This is a genomic window from Allobosea sp. TAF32 (genome assembly GCF_052113585.1).
Classification (GTDB): Bacteria; Pseudomonadota; Alphaproteobacteria; order Rhizobiales; family Beijerinckiaceae; genus Allobosea.
Window position 1 is genome coordinate 523542 of record NZ_JBFRDM010000001.1, and the last position, 18468, is coordinate 542009.

An 18468-nucleotide genomic window follows, 5' to 3' on the forward strand; every position below is an offset into this window, starting at 1 on the left:
CATCCATGAATTAAAGTGTCAACTAGTTGCGCGAGGCACCGAAAAGCGCATCTCTGGAGTTATCATGTTGATATTCAATAATTATTACACGTTCGACTCCGTAGAAATTGACCTTGCATCGCAACAAATCGTCGCTGCGATGCAGCAGAAATTTTGACTTTCATGAATAATAAATCTCTGTATATGAATTTAAAGCGAGCCGTCGAAGCTCGGAAAGGATGAGGCATGGGTCCGCTCGAAGGCATCAAGATCATCGACATGACGTCGGTTCTGATGGGTCCCTATGCGACTCAGATGCTGGGCGACATGGGAGCCGACGTCATCAAGGTCGAAGCCCCCGACGGGGACGTCACGCGGCAGATCGCCCCCTCGCGCAATCCGGGGATGGGCGCGATCTATCTCAACGCCAACAGGAACAAGCGCAGCATCTGCCTCGATCTCAAGCAGGACGCTGGCCGGGAGGCCCTGCTCCGGCTGGCGGCCGACGCTGATGTATTGGCTTACAATATCCGCCCCCAGGCGATGCGGCGGTTGGGGCTTGGCTACGAGACGCTGGCGGCCCTCAATCCGCGCCTCGTCTATGCCGGCCTCTTCGGCTTCGGCCAGGGCGGCCCTTATGCTGCCAAGCCGGCCTATGACGACCTGATCCAGGGCGCTTCGGTGATGTCGTCGTTGATCGCGAAGGCGGGCGACGGCACGCCGGGCTACGTTCCCTCCGCCATCGCCGACCGTGTGGTCGGGCTCGCCGCTGTCGGCGCGATCTGCGCCACGCTGGTCAATCGCGACCGCACCGGCATGGGTCAGCAAGTCGATATACCGATGTTCGAGACGATGGTCGGCTTCGTGCTGGGCGACCACCTCGGCGGCCTGACCTTCGAGCCGCCGATCGGCGGCGGGGGTTACGGACGCCAGCTTTCACCGGAGCGGCGCCCGTACCGGACCTGCGACGGCTATGTCTGCGCCCTGATCTATACCGACAAGCAATGGGCGAGCTTCCTCGATGCCATCGGCCAGGCGGATCTGCCACAGCGCGATCCGCGCTTTGCGAATTTCGCCAACCGCATCGCGAATATCGACCATGTCTATGGCGAGCTCGGGCGCATCTTCACGCAGCGCGGCACGGCGGAATGGCTGGAGCTGCTCGAGAGTGCCGACATCCCGTCGATGCCGATGCATGATTTCGACAGCGTGCTCAACGACCCGCACCTCGTGCAAACCGGCTTCTTTCAGCCTGTCGACCATGCGACCGAAGGGCGCCTGCGCATGATGCGCCTCGCCACGACATGGTCCCGCACGCCATCGGAGATCACGCGTTTGCCCCCTCACAAGGGCGAGGACGGCGTCGCAATCCTGCGCGAGGCGGGCTTTTCGGACGGCGAGATCAACAAGCTCGCCATGCAGAGGGCTCTGCTCGTCACGGAACGCACCCCGGACATGGCGGAAAATTGAGGACGACCCGATGGATTTCAGACTGAGTGACGACCAGGAAGCGATCCGCGAGGCGATCTCCGCGATCTGCAAACGCTTCGGCGACGACTACTGGCTGAAGCGCGACCGCGAGGGAGGGTTTCCGCAGGATTTCTATTCGGCTTTCGCAGAGGCTGGCTGGCTCGGCATCTGCATCCCCGAGGAATACGGCGGTTCGGGGCTGGGGATCACCGAAGCGGCGATCATGATGCGTGCCATCGCCGAATCCGGCGCCGGCATGTCGGGCGCTTCCTGCCTGCACATCAACATCTTCGGACTCAACCCGGTCCTGGTGAACGGCACCGAGGAGCAGAAGCGGCGCATGCTGCCGCCGATGGTGCAGGGCAAGGAGAAAGCCTGCTTCGCCGTGACCGAGCCCAATACCGGCCTCAACACGACGCAGCTCAAGACGCGCGCCGTCCGCAAGGGCGATCGCTATGTCGTCGACGGCCAGAAGGTCTGGATCTCGACCGCGCAGGTCGCCGACAAGATCCTGCTGCTGGCCCGGACCTCTCCTTTGGAGGAGGTGAAGAAGCCGACCCATGGCCTCAGCCTGTTCTACACCGATTTCGATCGCAGCCGGATCAAGGTGCACGAGATCGAGAAGATGGGCCGCAAGGTCGTGGACTCGAACGAACTCTTCATCGAGGGCTTCGAGATTCCGGTCGAGGATCGTATCGGCGAGGAGGGCCGCGGCTTCGAATACATCCTGCACGGCATGAATCCCGAGCGCGTGCTGATCGCCGCCGAGGCGATCGGCCTCGGCCAGCTCGCGCTTTCGCGGGCGACGGCCTATGCGAAGGAGCGCGTCGTCTTCAATCGTCCGATCGGTCAGAACCAGGCGATCCAGCACCCGCTCGCCCGCAACTGGATGCAGCTCGAAGCGGCCTGGCTAATGGTGATGCGCGCGGCCTGGGAATATGATTCCGGCCTGCCCTGCGGCGCCAGCGCCAACGCCGCCAAATACCTCGCCGGCGAAGCCGGCTTCGATGCCTGCCAGCAGGCGGTGATGACCCATGGCGGCTTCGGCTATGCCAAGGAGTTCCATGTCGAGCGCTATCTGCGCGAGGTGATGATCCCGCGTATCGCGCCGATCAGCCCGCAGCTCGTTCTGTGCTTCATCGCCGAGAAGGTGCTCGGCCTGCCCAAATCGTATTGAGCGGCATGCGCAGGATCGAACCAGACTCGCTGGATCTGGCCGCCTTCATCAGGCCTGGCGACCGGGTGCTGTGCGGTCAGGTTTCTGCCGAACCGCAGACATTGGCGGCCGCGCTGCCGGCCGCCTTCGGGGCAGTCGGGCCTTTCGAGACCTTCCTCGGCACGGTGGTGTCGAACAGCTTCGATACAGCCCCGGCGGAGATGCCGTTCGCGGGCTACGGCGCCATGGGTCGCGCGAGCCGCATCGCCCGGCGTGGGCGGCTCGATGTCTGGCCTCTGCACTACAGCGCGCTCGAAACCGGCTTCGCATCGGGCACGATCCGGGCCGATGTCGTGCTGATACAGCTCGCGGAAGGGCCCCGCGGCCGATGCGCGACACTGGCCAACGACTATGTCCTGGCCGCCGCCCGTCGGGCGCGTTGCGTGATCGCCGAGGTGAACGCACGGGCACCCTGGTGCGCCGGGGCCGAAATTCCATCGGCTCTGCGCATCGATGCGATCGTCGAGACGGACCGGGAGCCGGTCTCGGCGCCGGCCGTGGCGACCGGAGAGGCCGAGCGCGCGATCGCGGGGCATGTGGCGGCGCTCGTTCCCGATGGCGCGACCATCCAGATCGGCATCGGCGCCATTCCCGATGCCATCCTCGACGGCCTTGCCGGCCACCGCGAGCTCGGCATCCATTCCGGCGTCTTCGGCGACCGGATGGCGGCCCTCGCGGCGCGCGGCGTCTTCACCAATGCCCGCAAGACCGTGGATCCCGGACTGGGCATTGCCAATGTCGTCGTCGGTTCCAGTCCGGCTTTCGGCTTCCTCCATTGCAGTGAAGCGATCCGATTGCGCCCCGCCGCCCATACGCATGCCTTTTCCGTTCTGGCCCGGCAGGAGCGGATGATCGCCGTCAATGCGGCGATCGAGGTGGACCTGTCCGGCCAGGTCAATGCGGAGGCCGCCGATGGCGCTCCGGTCGGCGGCACGGGCGGGCTCTGCGATTTCTCACGCGGAGCTCGTGCCTCGATGGGAGGGCGCTCGATCGTCGCTCTGCGCGCGACCGGCCGGACGGGCGCGGTCTCGCGGATCGTGCCGCGCGTCGGCGCGGTCACGCTCGCCCGCACCGATGCCGATACGATCGTGACCGAATATGGCGTTGCGGAACTCGCCCATCGCAGTGCCGCCGAGCGTGCCCGCGCCCTGATCGCGATCGCGGCGCCGCAACATCGCGAGATGCTGGAACGCAGCCTCGTCGAAGGGCGCGCGCCATGACGCAAAGCCGTAGCGGCCCCCTCGCCGGACTGAAGATCGTCGAATTCGCAGGCATCGGTCCCGCCCCGATGGCCGCGATGCTGCTCTCCGATCTCGGCGCCGACGTCATCGTCCTCGACCGGCTCGAGCCGAGCGGCCTCGGCATCGCCAGGCCGCCCCGCTTCGACGTCACGCGCCGGGGGCGCCGTTCAATCGCGCTCGACCTGAAGCGGCCGGAGGGGATCGCCTGCGCGCTCGCGCTCATCGCGCAGGCCGATGCGCTGATCGAAGGGTTCCGGCCCGGTACGATGGAGCGCCTGGGCCTCGGCCCCGAAAAATGTCTCGAACGCAACCCGCGCCTCGTCTACGGGCGCGTGACCGGTTGGGGCCAGAGCGGGCCGCTCGCCCGGGCCGCCGGGCACGACCTCAACTACATCGCGCTTTCGGGCGCGCTGTCCGCGATCGGCCGGGCGGGCCAGGCGCCGAGCGTCCCGCTCAATCTGATCGGCGACTATGGCGGCGGCGCCATGTTGCTCGCCTTCGGCATTGTCTGCGCGTTGCTCGTCGCCCGGCAATCCGGCGCGGGACAAGTCGTCGACGCAGCCATGGCCGAGGGCAGCGCGACATTGATGGCGAGCCTCTTCGGCCTAGCGGCGGCCGGCTTGCACCGACCGGAACGCGGAACCAACCTCCTCGATTCCGGCGCCCCGCATTATGAGACCTACGCTTGCGCCGATGGCGAGTGGATCGCCGTGGCGCCCATCGAGAAAAAGTTCAGGGACGAATTGCTGCGCCGGATCGGCTTCGATCCCGCAGATTTCCCCGATGTCGACGAGCGCGCGTCATGGCCGCAGGCCCGCGACCTGCTGGCCCGGCGCTTCGCGGAGCGCAGCCGTGCCGAATGGTGCGCCCTGCTCGAGGGGACGGATGCCTGTTTCGCGCCGGTGCTCAGCCTCGCCGAGGCGCCGGTGCACGAGCATGCGAAAGCGCGAGAGAGTTTCATCGCGATCGAGGGCGTGCTCCAGCCTGCGCCCCAGCCGCGCTTCAGCGGGACGCCCGCGGCAAGGCCGACCGCGGGGCGGGCGCCGGGCGAAGGCGGGCGGGCGGCCCTGGGCGAATGGGGATTGCCCACGGCAGAGATCGATAGGCTGGAACAGGCCGGCGTTCTCCGCGCCGGCGCCGATATCACCGAAGCGAACGGAACTGCAGGAGCGCGATGATGGCCGGACTCTACTATGAGGAATTCGAGATCGGGCAGGTCTTCGAACATGCCTATTCGCGGACGGTCACCGAGCAGGACAATATCAGCTTCAGCCTGATGACCCTGAACCCGCAGCCGCTCCATATCGACGCCGATTTCTCGAGCCGGACGGAATGGGGAAAGCCGCTGTTCAACAGCCTCTACACGCTCGGCATCATGATCGGCATGAGCGTTTCCGACACCACGCTCGGCACCACCATCGGCAATCTCGGCATGAGCGACGTGCGCTTTCCGAAACCGGTGTTCCAGGGCGATACGCTGCGCTCTCGGACCAAGGTCCTCGGCAAGCGGGAGAGCCAGTCGCGGCAGACGGCGGGGCTGGTCGAGTTCGAGCACGAATGCCTCAACCAGCGCGGCGAAGTGGTGGCGGTGTGCCGGCGCATGGCGATGATGCACCGGCGGCAGGCGGCGGCGTGATGCGCAGCCTCCTCTTCGTTCCCGGCGACAGCACTCGCAAATTCGCTCGCGCACGCGAGTGTGGCGCCGATGCGCTGATCCTCGATCTGGAGGATTCCGTCGCGGCGGATGCCAAGGAAGCGGCCCGGCGCGAGACGGCCGCCATGTTGCAGGCAACGCGCGGCCGTCAGAGGCTCTTCGTGCGCATCAACGCCTTTGAGACCGGGCTCAGCGCCACCGACCTCGCAGCCGTAATGCCTTATCGTCCCGACGGCGTCGCCCTGCCGAAATGCGATGGGCCGGGCCAGGTGCGGCGCCTTGCACATATGCTGGACGCCCTGGAAGCCGCCAATGGCATCGCCGCCGGGAGCACCCTCGTCCTGGCGATCGTCACGGAGACGGCTGCCTCCCTCTTCGGGCTGGGCAGCTATCGCGGCTGCAGCGAGCGCCTCTGGGGGATGATGTGGGGGGCGGAAGACCTCGCGGCCTCCTTCGGTGCTACCGCCAATCGCGATGCCAGCGGCGTGCTGCCGCCGTATCAGCTCGCGCGCAATCTCTGCCTCGCCGGCGCTGCCGCAGCCGGCGTCGTCGCGGTCGACACGGTCGCCGTGACGATCGACGATCTCGCTGCGGTGGAACGGGAAGCGCGCGAGGCGCGGCGCGACGGCTTCATGGCCAAGGGCGTGATCCATCCCAAGCATGTCGAGCCGGTCAACGCCGCCTTCAGGCCGAGCGAGCAGGAGATCGCATGGGCACGCCGTATTGCCGATGCATTTGGCAATCAGGCCGATCTCGGCGTAGTGAAAATCGATGGCCAGATGATCGACAAGCCGCATCTGCGCGCCGCCGAGCGCATTTTGGCGTCGCTCTCCCCGTCATAGTCACGATCGAGGCGCAACAGGAAGACGTATGCAGGTCAAGCAGGCTGCCAATGTTCTGGAGCTTCTCGAGTTCTTCGCCCGCCGGCAGCGCCCGGCGACCCTGGCCGAGCTCTCGGACGAGCTCGGCTGGCCGCGATCCAGCACGTTCAACCTGATCGGCACCCTCGCGGAGAAGGGCTATCTCTATGAGCCGCGGGCGCGGGGCGGCTACTACCCCAGCCCGCGATGGCTCGCCATGGCACAGGCGGTCTCGAAGGCGGAACCCCTGCCGGAGGCAGCCCTCCAACTCGTGACCGAGATCGCCGAGGAAACGGGGGAAACCACGGCGATCGGCGCGCCCGCGAGCACGCATGCGCTCTTCATCCATGTCGTCGAATCGAGGGCGCCGATCCGCTATTTCGCCCGCGTAGGCCATCGCCTGCCGATCCATGCCAGCTCGACGGGCCGCGCCATCCTAGCCCAATATTCCCCGGCGGAGCGCCAGGCGCTCTACCGCAAGCTCAGCTTCGAGCGCTATTCGGCAACGACACCGATGAGCATCGAAGCGGTCGAGGCCGAGATCCGGCGTTCCGCGGCGCGCGGCTATCATTTCAGCAACGGTGACTTCAGCCCCGACCTCGTCGGCGTGGCATTTCCGCTTCTCGTCCGCCACCGGCGACTCTCGATCGTCGTTGCAGGCCCGCAGTTCCGGTGCCTCGACAGAACCGCAGAGATCGCAGAGGTGATGAGACTTGCGATCGCGCGCTTCGCCGGCGATCTGTCTGCTGATAACGAAACCGGTTTCTAAAGAAGGCCGTCGCCGCCTACGTCGGTACGAAGCTCTGCTTCCAGCTAAAGCGCTAAGGTCGGCTTTTCGGCAAGAAGCTAGAGTCCGCTGCTGGCGCACGCTCCCCCCTCGTACGGCTTTACCAGAGGAAGCAGGGGAGCAAACCGCCCTAGGCTCAGCGCCAGCCGCGCCGCCACAAGGAGAAGATGCCGCACGCGGCCAATTGCGCCGCGACGACGATGTAGGGCCAGTCGAAGCTCGCCGTCCGGCTGGCGAGGAGCGCGAAGATCAGGGGACCGCAGAAGGACCCAGCAAAGCCGAACAGATTCGCAGCGGATGTAATGTCGCCGACGAGTGCAGGTGGCGACAGTCGTGCCAGCTCCGCCATGTAGACTCCGTTCCAGCCCAAAGACGTCGCGCCAACGAAGGCGATTGAGCCATAGAGAGCCCAGGAGGATGCGTTCGCCGACCAAATTAGCAACGTGATCGCGGCACTCGTAGTGAGCAGGAGCAGGCAGAGCAGGAGCGGGCCACGGCGCCATCGATCCGCGAGCCAACCGAGGCCGATCCTCGAGACCGTACTGGCGGTGAGCATCATTGCGATAAGGAAACCCGCCTGGCCGAGATCCTTGCCGAGCTGCGTGACCAGATAAGTCGCAGTAAAGGCGGTGACGCTGGCCTGGGCGAGCGAGAACGAGATTCCGATGCCGGTGAGCAGCGGCAGGGATGGATGGGAACCGATGACCTTGACCGCATTGTGCAGGGCCGAAGGCAACAGGAACGTCCGCACCCATCGCGGATTCGCCTTCCCCCTTTCGACGTCGAGGCGCTTCTGGAACGGTTGCACGGCCAGCAGACTCAGCAGGACGATGGCTGCAATAAGTCCTATCGTATAGACGAAGCCAAGCCTGACCACTGCTGGAGCCACGCACACACCGGCTATAGCACCGCCGAGAGGCACGCCGGCTTGCCGGATCGAGAAGATCAAGTTGCGGTGCCGAGGTGGTGCCGTACGCATCAACATCGTGCTGCCGGCGGGATTGTTTGGTGCCAGACCAAGCCCGAGCAGCAGAGCGCCGACGAAGCCGAGAGGGGCGACCGGCTGCGACAGGAGGATCATCGCCAGGCAGATGGCGGCCAAACCGAGTTGCAGAGTACGGATCGGTCCGTGATGGTCGAGCATCGGACCTCCGCAGGCAAGGCACCAGCAGATGCCGATCGACGTGGTCGCGGAGATATAGCCGATGCTTTCCGGCGGCAGGTCCCAGCGCTGCGTCAGAACCGGGCCGAGCAAAGGAACCGCGGCTGCAGCAAACGAACTGATGATCTGTACGAGCAGCGTGGCGCTCAGCGCGCTGCCCCATAGCGGCAATCGCAAGGTACGTCTCCCCTCAGCCCGCCGTATTGTTGAGGTCGGACGCGACCCTCGGCCGCGCTGCGCGATGTCGGCTTGCACAGCTCATGTGCAATTCTGCCGGTGCGGTCGAGATCACGCCGGGGAGGTCTGGCCTGCAGGTTTTGCATGGGCACGAAGACCGCGCCGCACAAATAGGAGGTCCGCTTCCCGGTGGGGTCCCAACTTCTGCTCTGGCCCATCTTTGGCGGCAGAAGCGCTGGGGTCTGGCTCCTACGATCGTCGACTTCTCGAGAGGAGGCTCATCGAAGGCCCGCTCTATCGGGTCGCCGGATTCTCCCCGCTCTGGGGTTGGAGCAGCGCTTTTGCCGCTTCAAAAACAGCCCGCGCATGGGTCAGGGCCGGCAGGCCCCGATTCGGAACCTCGACCGAAAGCGACGCCCTTGGCGGAATGGCGGCCAGCAGCTCCCGCAATGGCAGCGCCCCCTCCCCCGGCAGGAGCCGGCCGCCGCGAGCTTCGGCAACGAGCCCGTCATTGTCAGCCGGACGCCTCGCCGGCGCGTCACAGAGCTGGACACTCTGGATCAAGGGTTGCGGAACATCCCGCAACGCTGCCGGCGAGCTGCCGGAGCGCGACAGATGCAAGGCGTCGATCAGCAAGCCGACATTTGCCATGCCGGTGGCCTCGACGGCCCGGACAGCGGCCTTCAGCGACCCGATGCGGCGCCAGGGCATGATCTCCAGATCGACCCCCATGCCGTATCCGGCAGCCTGCTCGGCAAGCATGGCCAGGTTGGCGCGGAACCTCTCCTCGTCCGGATCATCCCCGCAGACGCTCAGACGGCGTGCGCCGAGTTCCCCCGCGCTCTCGAGCACTGGCAGAAGTTCGCGGGCGGAGAACTCGTCGTCTATGACGACGAATTCGATGTCGTAAACACGGACACTGCTGGCCTGCAGCGCAGCTTTCACCGCGCGCATCTCCGAGCTTCCTGCTGGAACCGTGTAGAAGGGCGCTCCTGGAAATGCAGGGTGAAGGCGCAACCCGACGGCGGCGTATCCGACCTCGGCAGCAAGATGCACCAACTCGACCGGCGGCACGTCGATGCAGGAGAAGTGTGCGATACCGAGCGGCGGCATGAACTGCGTCATGGCGCGACCCTGTCAGCGAGATGATCGGCGAGATTGCTGCCGGTCCGATGGATGTGTTCGCGCAGGCGTTCGCAGGCAAAATCAGCATCCCGGGCCACCGCCCCCTGCGCAATCTCACTGTGCTCCATGCTGACATTCCGGTCGCCGGACGTGCGCACGAGAAAGCTGCGCCGATAACGATCGTTCAAGTTGAGAAGCGTTCGGCAGAAGCCCAGCAGCAGCGGCATGCCGCACCCCGCCAGCAGGGACAGATGGAATTCGCGGTGCAGAGCTTCCCACCGCTCCAGCGTAGCCGAATCCGCGGGGTTCCGTTCGGCTCTGTTGAGGCGGTGCAAGGTCCGCATCACCTCGCCCTCCCACTCCGCAGGCGCATTCGCGATCGCTTGGCGCAAGGCGAGCGCCTCGAACTCCTCGCGCAACCGCGTGATTTCGCGCAGGTCGGCCAATGAAACGGGAGCGACGCGATAGCCGCGATTGTCCTCGAAAATGACGAGGCCATCCGGGATGAGTCGGGCCAGAGCCTCGCGCAGAGGGCTCAACGAGACAGAAAAGATCTCGCGCGCCCGATGGAGGTTGATCTTGGCCCCGGCCTCGAGCTGCCCCGAGACGATCGCTTCCCGCAACCGCTCAACCAGTTGACTGGCAATCGTGTTCTTGCCGTCGTCGATAAGGGCAGCCCGCCACAGCGCGGCAGAAACGCCACCGGCCGCCGCCGACTCGGCAGGCGCCATTCCAGACATCGTCGGCGCGCTGGCGGATTTCAACACCAGACCTTCCGGAGCTGTGAGGAACGTCCAGGCATTGTATATAAACGATTATCGAGTGTCAAACAGGCCTCCCACTTCTGAAGGAAAACCTTCGAAATATGCCTACCTGCAAGTATTTTGGCGCTCAATCGGGCATAAGCCCGGCCGGCTTCGATTTGACAGATAATCGATTATTCAACATAAGCTCCTCGCCCCGCACATCTTTGAGGGAGGTTCGCGCATGCTCATCGAGCGCCAGCAGGACGTCACGCCAGCCGTACTGGACGTCATGAAGCGGACGCGGGACCCGCGCATGCGGGACATCATGGTATCGCTCGTGACGCATCTGCATGGCTTCGTGCGCGACGTCCGGCTCACGGAAGCCGAATTCCGTGACGCGACGGCGATCCTCAACGAGATCGGCGCGCTCGCCTCCGACACCCACAATGAGTTCGTGCTGATGGCCGGCTCGCTCGGCGTGTCCTCGCTGGTCTGCCTGCTGAACAACGGCGACGGCGGCAACACCGAAACCTCCCAGTCCCTGCTGGGCCCCTTCTGGCGGCTGAATTCACCTCGGGTCGAAAACGGCGGCTCGATAGTCCGCTCCGACACGCCCGGAGCGTCGCTCTTCGTCAGTGCGCGTGTCATCGACGGAGGCGGCCGGCCGATCGAAGGGGCAGAGGTCGACGTCTGGCATTCCTCCCCGGTCGGGCTCTACGAGAATCAGGATCCCGAACAGGCCGAGATGAACCTGCGCGGCAAGTTCACGACCGATGCCGATGGCCGCTTCTGGTTCAGCTCAGTCATGATGGTGGGATATCCGATCCCGACCGACGGCGTGGTCGGTCGTCTCCTCGAGGCGCAGAATCGCCACCCGATGCGCCCCGCGCACCTGCATGCGCTGATCTTCAAGCCGGGCTTCAAGGTGCTGATCTCGCAGGTCTACGACCGCACCGATCCGCACATCGAAACTGATGTCCAGTTCGGCGTGACCAAGGCCCTGATAGGAGACTTCGTCCGCCATGACGAGCCGCATCCGTCGCGGCCGGACGTCGCGTCTCCCTGGTACGCGCTCGAATACACCTATGTGATGGAGCCGGGCGAGCCCGTTTTGCCGCGCGCGCCCATCAAGTAGCGCTGCCGTTTCCTGACAGGGAGAATGCACCCCAATGCTCACGGAAGACGATCGCCGCAAGGCCGCAGAAGCCATCCTGAAAGCCGAGCGCGACCGCGTGCCCTGCATCCAGCTTTCGAAGACATTTCCCGACATGGAGATCGCCGACGCCTACCGCGTCCAGGATCTCTGGGCCGAGGCCCGGATCGCCAATGGCGCACGGCTCGCCGGCCACAAGATCGGCCTGACCTCGCGCGCCATGCAGATGGCGTCGAAGATCACCGAACCGGATTACGGTCGTATCCTCGACGACGCTCTCTACAACGACGGTGCCCGGCTCAAGACGGACGCCTTCATCAAGCCGCGCCTCGAGGTCGAGCTCGCCTTCATCATGGGTGAGGATCTTTCCGGCCCGGCTTGCCGCGTCCACGACGTGATGCGCGCGACCGAATTCGTCGTTCCGGCCCTGGAGATCATCGACTATCGCACTGAGGTTCCCCGGGCGATCGTCGACACCATCGCCGACAATGCCGCGTTCGGTGCCATCGTCCTCGGCGGCCGCACGATCCGCCCGTTCTGCGTGGACGTGCGCTGGATTGGGGCGACGCTCTCGCAAAACGGCATCATCGAGGAATCGGGCGTCTCGGCCGCGATCATGGGCCATCCGGCGGCCGGCATCGCGTGGCTCGTCAACAAGCTGCACGATGTGGGGGCTGGATTGAAGAAGGGGCAGATCGTCCTTGGCGGCTCCTTCACGCGCCCCGTCGATATCAAGAAAGGCGACGTCATTCATGCGGACTACGGGCCGCTGGGCGCCATCGGCGTCTCCTTCATCTGAGGCCGCGTGATGAAACTGCCCGAAAACCATTTCCCTGCGGAAAGGCCGCCATCAGATCGGCCTCTGGTGCAGCCTGCCCGGCAGCTATGCCGCGGAAGCCCTGGCGAGCTCGGGCTATGACTGGCTGCTGTTCGACACCGAACACTCGCCCGGCGACCCGCTGACGGTCCTCGCCCAACTCCAGGCCGTTGCGCCCTATGACGTGTCGGCCATTGTCCGGCCGGCCAGCAACGACACCGTGCTCATCAAGCGGTTCCTAGACCTGGGCGCACAGACCCTGCTCATCCCTTGTGTCCAGAACGCCGACGAAGCGCGCGCCGCCGTCGCGGCGGTGGGCCGAGGTATGGCTGCTCCCGGCCATTCGGTTCCTGCGGTGAAACTCTCAAAAAGCCGATTTCAGGATTGCCAGGTAGGCATCCCGATCTGCGGGCCTCGGATTGGTGGCGGATGAATGATCGGCCGTAGCAGCTTCTGCGATGCGGGATAGACAGTCGGGTGGGACGCCCATTTCGGACAGAGTGGACGGCATCGCGAGCCTTGTGTTCAGAGCTTGGAAATGCGCAGCCAGATCGTGCCCGGCTGCTAGTCCGAGCCGTTGCCGGATGACCGCATATTTCTGTGCGCAATGCGACTCATTGAATGTGAGGCAGTGGGGCAGAAGCACTGCGTTCAGCGTGCCATGGTGGAGCGAAACCTGCTTCAGGCCGCCGAGCGGATGGGAGAGCGCGTGGACGGCGCCGAGGCCCTTCTGGAAGGTGAGACCGCCCTCCAGCGCCGCCATCATCATCTCGCGCCGCGCCTCGCGGTCGCTGCCGTCTGCGACCGCCCGCTCGATCGAGCCGATCGCGCGGACCAGGCCGTCCAGTGCAATCGCCTCGGCGGGCGGATTGTAACGGGGGCTCAGATAGGTCTCGATGCAATGCGTGATCGCATCCATGCCGGTCGCAGCCGTGAGCGACGCGGGCAGCCCGAGCGTGAGGTCGGGGTCGCAGATCGCCCGCTTGGGGATTAGATGAGGCGAGATGAAGCCAAGCTTGCGACCGTCGTCCAGGCTGATCAGGGCGGCGCGCCCGACCTCGCTTCCTGTGCCGGCGGTCGTCGGGATCGCGATCAACGGCGCGACCGCGGCCGTGATCTTGGGAATGCCGCCGAGGATCGCCGCATATTGCGCCAGGGGTCCGGGATGGTTGGCGAGCAGCGCGACGCCCTTGCCCAGGTCGATCGCGGATCCGCCGCCGATGGCGATCAGACCGTCGCACCCTTGCGAACGAAACACGGTCAGCGCGGCGAGAACCGCGCTTTCCGTCGGATTAGGCGGCGTGTCGAGAAATGTAGCCATGCCGCGGCCATCGGGGAGCGCGTCGCGAAGACGGTCGAGCAGGCCGGCCCGTTCGATGCCCCGATCGGCGACGATGAGCGGCGCCTTCATGCCCAGCTCGTTCAGATCGTTGCCGAGGCCCGACAGGGCGCCCGCCTCAAACCGGACGGTGGTCAGATAGGTGATCAGCGACATGTCGGGTCCTTCGTGGTCATGACCGGATGCGATGCCGGCGCGTTGCTTGGAGGCAAGGTGTTCGGGGAGTGCGAGGCGGGCTCCCGCTGCGCTTTCGCGACGCGCCTAGCGGCCGAAGCCGTCGATGACGTTGCCGCGCAGGAAATCCATGTCCATCTCGATGCCGAGGCCGGGCTTGCCCGTCAGCCTGAGGCTGCCGCCCTTGTTGTCGAGGGGCGTGTCGATGAAGCGGTTGTAACAGGAGAGGTCATGCATCGAGGTCTCGATGCGATAGAAGTTCGGAACCGTGATCATGACTTGCGCCCCCGCGACAACATTGATCGGTCCGCTGGCGTCATGCGGGGAGACTGGGATGTAGTAAGCCTCGGCCATGGTCGAGATCTTCTTCATCTCGCTGATCCCCCCCGTCCAGGTGACATCCGGCATGATGTAGTCGGCCAGCCGGTTTTCCAGGATCGGCACGAATTCCCAACGCGTGTGCAGCCGCTCGCCGACCGAGATCGGCACGCTGACCTTGTCGCGCACCTGCCGCAGAGCATGATAACTCTCGGGCGGCACCGGCTCCTCGAACCAGTCGATCTTGCCGGCATCCTGCAGGCTGTTGCACAGGCGGATTGCGGTCGGCACGTTGAAGCGCCCATGCGCATCGATCAGGATTTCGATATCCGGGCCTGTCGTCTCGCGGATCAGCGCCGTCAGCTCGGCGGCGACGCGCTCGGCCTTGCGCGACAATTCACCGTCGAGATAGCCGTTGCGGCGGATCTGGAGCCCGTTCAGATGGGGGAAGGGATCGAATTTCAGCGCCGTATGACCGGAGTTGACGATGCCCATGATCTCCTGGACGACCCCCTCCCTGGTCGTGAACTTGTTCTGGTCGGGGTGGGTATAAAGCAGCACCTCCTCGCGGACCTTGCCGCCGAGAAGTTCGTAGATCGGCTGGCCCAGAACCTTGCCCTTAATGTCCCATAGCGCGATGTCCACGCCGCTGAGGCAGAGCGCGGCGGCGCCACGACTGCCCATATAGGTGAAGTTCCGATAAGTCCGGTTCCAGATGCTCTCGATGTTGAGCGGGTCGGCACCGACCAGCAACTCGTTCAAATGCCGCAGGGAGGACGCGACCGTGCGGTTGGCAAGCCGCGTGGAGGTGGTGACCTCCCCCCAGCCGGTGACGCCTTCGTCGGTCTGCACCTCGACGAAGAGGAATTCCCCGAAGAAGGTGCCTTCGGCTTTGACGATCCAGGGCGTGATCGACGAGATCTTCATGACGTTGGCTCCGGTGGGCGGCGATCGGCGCTGCCCGCTATGTGCAAGGGTTGAAACCGTTAGGGGTGCCGCTGGTCAGCCCTTCGTCGCGCCCGACATCAGGCCACCGACGAAGACCTTCTGCAGGCCGAGAAAGATCGCCGCGATCGGCAGGCTCATGATCACGGACGCGGCCATGATCGCTCCCCAGTCGGTGTCGTATTCGGTCGAGAACTCGGCGAGCCCGATCGGCAGGGTCTTTACCGACGTGTCGTTGGCGAATGAGAGCGCGAAGATGAACTCGTTCCAGGTGGCGACGAAGGAATAGAGGAAGATCACGACGATGCCGGGCAGCGACAGCGGCAGCATGATCCGCAGCAGGATCGTCCAGCGCGAGGCGCCGTCGATGATCGCCGCTTCCTCGAGTTCGACCGGGATGTTCTTGAAGTAGCCGGTCAGCATCCAAATCGCGAGCGGCAGGGTCAGCACCAGATAGACCAGGATCAGGCCGATGAGCGAATTCAGCAGGTTGAGATAGCCGAGGAAGATATAGAGCGGCACGATCAGGGCCGCGGACGGCAGCAGATGCGACATCAGGATGAGCATCTGCCAGAGCGAGCGCCCCCTGAACTCGAAGCGCGAGAAGCCATAGGCCGCCGGCGTCGCGAAGATCAGCGCGATGATGGTCGAGCCCAGCGAGACGATGGTGCTGTTCCAGAAATAGCGCGGCACGTTCGAGTCGAAGAGCACCTTCTGGTAGTTCGCGAACGTCGTCTGCTTCGGCAGCCAGGTGATCGGGATATGGTAGAGCTCGGCCAGGCTCTTGAAGGACGAGACGATCATCCAGAAGAACGGCACGACCGTGATCGCCACGAGGATCAGGACCGGCAGATAGACCCAGGCACTGCGCGCCTTCATCTCAGCGGTCCTTCCGGCGGCCGTCGAACCAGATATGCGCGACGATGAACACGGTGGAGACGATGAAGAACATTACCGACAGCGCGCTGGCCTGGTTGAAGTTGAAGTACTGGAACGCCTCGACGAAAATCTGGATCGAGGTGATCAGCGACCGGTCGGCCGGACCGCCCTTGGTCATCGCATAGATGATCGTGATGGAGTTCACGCCGGCAATGATCAGCAGCAGGGTGATCGAAGCCAGGATCGGCCGCAGCTGCGGCAACGTGATGTAGAGGACCTCGTCGCGGAAGGTGGCGCCATCGACCTTCGCCGCCTCGTAGAGCGAGAGGGGGATCGATTGCAGCCCGGCCAGGACCATGATCGCCACGAAGGGGAACATCTTCCAGACGTTCACGGCTGTCAGCGCCGGCAAAACGATGCTGGGATTGGTCAGCCAGCGAACCGGCTCGTCCACGATGCCGTTGGACATCAGTATATAGTTGATCACGCCGTAATCGGTGTGGAACATCCAGGCCCAGGTCATGGCCCCGACGATCCCGGGAATGACCCAGGGGATCAGCGTCAGCGCGCGGACCAGGGCCTGCCCCCGGAACCGCTCGTTCAGCACGATCCCGGCCGCCGTGCCGAGCACGAGCTGCAGGATGATCGACGAAGCCACGAAATAGATCGTGTTGACGGTGGCACGCGCCGTGCGGTCGGATTCGATGATATTGACGTAGTTGGCCGCGCCCACGAAGGCGCCGCTGCCGTCAGTAACGCTCAGGATCAGCGTGGAGATGATAGGGTAGATGATGAAGGTCGCCAGGAGTGCGATCGCCGGCAGGATGAAGAAGATCGGCCCGTCCTTATGGGCCGCGATATAGCGCCCGATCCGCCCGCGCGGGGCATCGGCATGACGCTCCGGCGGGCGCGGCGGCGAGTGGGCTGGGATCGGGGCCAAGCTCTGTGCTGTGTTGGACATCATCGTCACGCTGCGGCGCGGGGGGCATGCCGGGGCCGCCACGTCAGCGCGCAAGCGCATGACGCGACGCCTGGGCGGCTATTTCTTCAGGATCGCGTCGATCGCCTTGTCGGCGGCGGCCATCCCGGCCTGCGGCGTAGCCCCGCCGATCAGGATCTCCTGGACGCTCTTGTAGTAGGCGCTGGAAATCTCGAGCCAGGTGCCGATGGCCGGTTGCGGCCGGGCATGGGTCAGCATCACCTTGAACGCGTCGAGCCTCGGATCGGCGAAGCGCGGCAGGTTCATCGCTGTCGTGGTGGTCGGGAAGGTGCGCGTGTAGAGCGCGAGCCGCTCTGGCTTGGCCAGGAACTGGAGCAGCTTCAGCGCCTCGGCCTTGTTCTTTCCGGCTTTGGGTACGATGAAGCCCCAGCCCCCCAGCAATGCGGAGGTCTGCTTGCCCTTGGGATACGGCATGATCGCGACGCCGTAATCCAAATTGGGCGCGTCCTGCGCGAAGCGTTCCAGTTCCGTCGGCGTGCCCTGATACATCGCGATGGTGCCGGCCATGAACAGGCGACGCAGTTCGAGGCCGCCATTCTCCAGCGTCGAGGGAGGCGCGACCTTCAACGTGGTCAGCATGTCCGTATAGAACTTCACGCCCGCCACCGCCTCAGGCGAACTCAGCGTCGCCTTTTTCATGTCGGGCGAGAGGATGTCGCCGCCGTTCATCCAGATATAAGGCAGTGAGCGATACAGCGTGTTGCCTTGGCCTTCGGCTCCGCCGCCGGCGATCCCGTAGCCATAGCGGCGCTGGCCCGTCTTGCTGGTATAGGTCAGTTTCTTCGAGGCCTCGATCATCTCGTCCCAGGTCTGGGGCGGCTTTCCGTCATCGAGGCCGGCCTCGCGGAACAGGTCCTTGCGGTAGAGCATCGCCAAGGCTTCAGCCTGGAAGGGCAGGCCGTAGATCTTGCTGTCGACCGAAGTGGCCGCGAGGGTCGCGGGCACGAAATCGCCCAAGGGCACGCTCTGCCCGATCGCGGCACCGACCTCCTCGAGGGCGCCCGTGGCCTGATAGGACGGGATCCATGAGTTCTGAACTTCGATGATATCCGGCGGAAGTCCGGACCTCACCGCGATCATCACCTTGCCTTCGAGGCCACCATAGGGGTTGGCCTGCAGCTTCACGGTGATGCCGGGGTTCTCCTTCTCGAACTCGGTTGCAAGCTGCTGGGCTTTGACCCGGCCGGGCTCCGACACCCACCAGTTGATTTCACCCGCCAGCGCGGGCGTCACCGAGATGAAAGCAGCCGCGGCCATCGCCAGGCGGAGCTTGAACGTCCTGTATCTCACTGTCGGTCCTCCCTGAGATCGTTTTTATTTTTGTTGCCGCCGGGTCTTTTGCCCGGACGGTATCGCTCCGATTCCGGTCGCTCTGGCGGCGACCAGGTTGGGTGTATCTGTTCCTATTTGAATAGATTGTGTTCTG

17 protein-coding genes and 1 pseudogene are annotated in these 18468 nt (G+C 64.7%); 10 read left to right on the forward strand and 8 right to left on the reverse strand.

The window, feature by feature from the left end; genetic code table 11:
- Positions 1 to 225 precede the first annotated feature (225 nt).
- Genes AB4Z16_RS02310 through AB4Z16_RS02340 form a run of 7 tightly spaced genes read left to right on the forward strand, consistent with a single transcriptional unit; the run spans position 226 to position 7189 of the window.
- A complete protein-coding gene (locus tag AB4Z16_RS02310; protein ID WP_441509700.1) occupies positions 226 to 1449 on the forward strand; it encodes a CaiB/BaiF CoA transferase family protein in 1224 nt (407 codons plus the stop codon).
- Between the two features lie 10 nt (positions 1450 to 1459).
- The gene (locus tag AB4Z16_RS02315; protein WP_441509701.1) at positions 1460 to 2626 is read left to right on the forward strand and encodes an acyl-CoA dehydrogenase family protein; all 1167 of its coding nucleotides are present in this window, start codon (positions 1460 to 1462) and stop codon (positions 2624 to 2626) included.
- A 5-nt stretch (positions 2627 to 2631) separates the two neighbouring features.
- Positions 2632 to 3885 (forward strand): acetyl-CoA hydrolase/transferase family protein, encoded by a 1254-nt coding sequence (locus AB4Z16_RS02320; RefSeq protein WP_441509702.1) that lies wholly within the window; start codon positions 2632 to 2634, stop codon positions 3883 to 3885.
- Positions 3882 to 5084 (forward strand): CaiB/BaiF CoA transferase family protein, encoded by a 1203-nt coding sequence (locus AB4Z16_RS02325; protein WP_441509703.1) that lies wholly within the window; start codon positions 3882 to 3884, stop codon positions 5082 to 5084. Before AB4Z16_RS02320 ends, AB4Z16_RS02325 begins: the two co-directional genes overlap by 4 nt.
- Complete coding sequence (locus tag AB4Z16_RS02330) at positions 5084 to 5542, forward strand: MaoC family dehydratase (protein ID WP_441509704.1); 459 nt, start codon at positions 5084 to 5086, stop codon at positions 5540 to 5542. Before AB4Z16_RS02325 ends, AB4Z16_RS02330 begins: the two co-directional genes overlap by 1 nt.
- Complete coding sequence (locus AB4Z16_RS02335; protein ID WP_441510109.1) at positions 5542 to 6402, forward strand: HpcH/HpaI aldolase/citrate lyase family protein; 861 nt, start codon at positions 5542 to 5544, stop codon at positions 6400 to 6402. Before AB4Z16_RS02330 ends, AB4Z16_RS02335 begins: the two co-directional genes overlap by 1 nt.
- A gap of 28 nt (positions 6403 to 6430) precedes the next feature.
- On the forward strand, positions 6431 to 7189 hold the full coding sequence (locus tag AB4Z16_RS02340) for an IclR family transcriptional regulator (RefSeq protein WP_441509705.1): 759 nt from the start codon (positions 6431 to 6433) through the stop codon (positions 7187 to 7189).
- Positions 7190 to 7343: 154 nt separating this feature from the next.
- Here AB4Z16_RS02340 and AB4Z16_RS02345 read toward each other — a convergent pair whose 3' ends face one another.
- From AB4Z16_RS02345 to AB4Z16_RS02355, 3 genes are all read right to left on the reverse strand, one after another.
- A complete protein-coding gene (locus AB4Z16_RS02345; protein WP_441509706.1) occupies positions 7344 to 8546 on the reverse strand; it encodes an MFS transporter in 1203 nt (400 codons plus the stop codon).
- A gap of 294 nt (positions 8547 to 8840) precedes the next feature.
- A complete protein-coding gene (locus AB4Z16_RS02350) occupies positions 8841 to 9620 on the reverse strand; it encodes a sugar phosphate isomerase/epimerase family protein (RefSeq protein ID WP_441509707.1) in 780 nt (259 codons plus the stop codon).
- A gap of 47 nt (positions 9621 to 9667) precedes the next feature.
- Positions 9668 to 10402, reverse strand: coding sequence for a GntR family transcriptional regulator (locus AB4Z16_RS02355; RefSeq protein WP_441510110.1), 735 nt, complete (start codon positions 10400 to 10402; stop codon positions 9668 to 9670).
- 256 nt (positions 10403 to 10658) lie between these two features.
- Here AB4Z16_RS02355 and AB4Z16_RS02360 point away from each other — a divergent pair, with 256 nt between their 5' ends.
- The 3 genes and pseudogenes from AB4Z16_RS02360 to AB4Z16_RS02370 all read left to right on the forward strand — a co-directional run.
- Positions 10659 to 11552, forward strand: a complete 894-nt coding sequence (locus AB4Z16_RS02360) for a dioxygenase family protein (protein ID WP_441509708.1) — start codon at positions 10659 to 10661, stop codon at positions 11550 to 11552.
- Positions 11553 to 11586: 34 nt separating this feature from the next.
- Positions 11587 to 12369, forward strand: a complete 783-nt coding sequence (gene hpaH, locus AB4Z16_RS02365; RefSeq protein ID WP_441509709.1) for a 2-oxo-hept-4-ene-1,7-dioate hydratase — start codon at positions 11587 to 11589, stop codon at positions 12367 to 12369.
- A gap of 9 nt (positions 12370 to 12378) precedes the next feature.
- Positions 12379 to 12703 (forward strand): annotated as a pseudogene (locus AB4Z16_RS02370) (aldolase/citrate lyase family protein); the annotation flags it as partial.
- Between the two features lie 48 nt (positions 12704 to 12751).
- On the opposite strand, the gene AB4Z16_RS02375 reads toward AB4Z16_RS02370, so the two are convergent.
- From AB4Z16_RS02375 to AB4Z16_RS02395, 5 genes are all read right to left on the reverse strand, one after another.
- Positions 12752 to 13882 carry an iron-containing alcohol dehydrogenase gene (locus AB4Z16_RS02375; RefSeq protein WP_441509710.1) on the reverse strand — a complete coding sequence of 377 codons (1131 nt, stop codon included), beginning with the start codon at positions 13880 to 13882 and terminating at the stop codon, positions 12752 to 12754.
- A gap of 105 nt (positions 13883 to 13987) precedes the next feature.
- Positions 13988 to 15145: a mandelate racemase/muconate lactonizing enzyme family protein gene (locus tag AB4Z16_RS02380; RefSeq protein WP_441509711.1), complete on the reverse strand. Its 1158-nt coding sequence runs from the start codon at positions 15143 to 15145 to the stop codon at positions 13988 to 13990.
- Between the two features lie 75 nt (positions 15146 to 15220).
- Positions 15221 to 16042, reverse strand: coding sequence for a carbohydrate ABC transporter permease (locus AB4Z16_RS02385; RefSeq protein WP_441509712.1), 822 nt, complete (start codon positions 16040 to 16042; stop codon positions 15221 to 15223).
- A 1-nt stretch (position 16043) separates the two neighbouring features.
- Entirely contained in the window at positions 16044 to 17006 is a 963-nt protein-coding gene (locus AB4Z16_RS02390; protein ID WP_441509713.1) for a carbohydrate ABC transporter permease, read from the reverse strand.
- A 75-nt stretch (positions 17007 to 17081) separates the two neighbouring features.
- On the reverse strand, positions 17082 to 18332 hold the full coding sequence (locus AB4Z16_RS02395; RefSeq protein WP_441509714.1) for an ABC transporter substrate-binding protein: 1251 nt from the start codon (positions 18330 to 18332) through the stop codon (positions 17082 to 17084).
- Between the last annotated feature and the right edge of the window lie 136 nt (positions 18333 to 18468).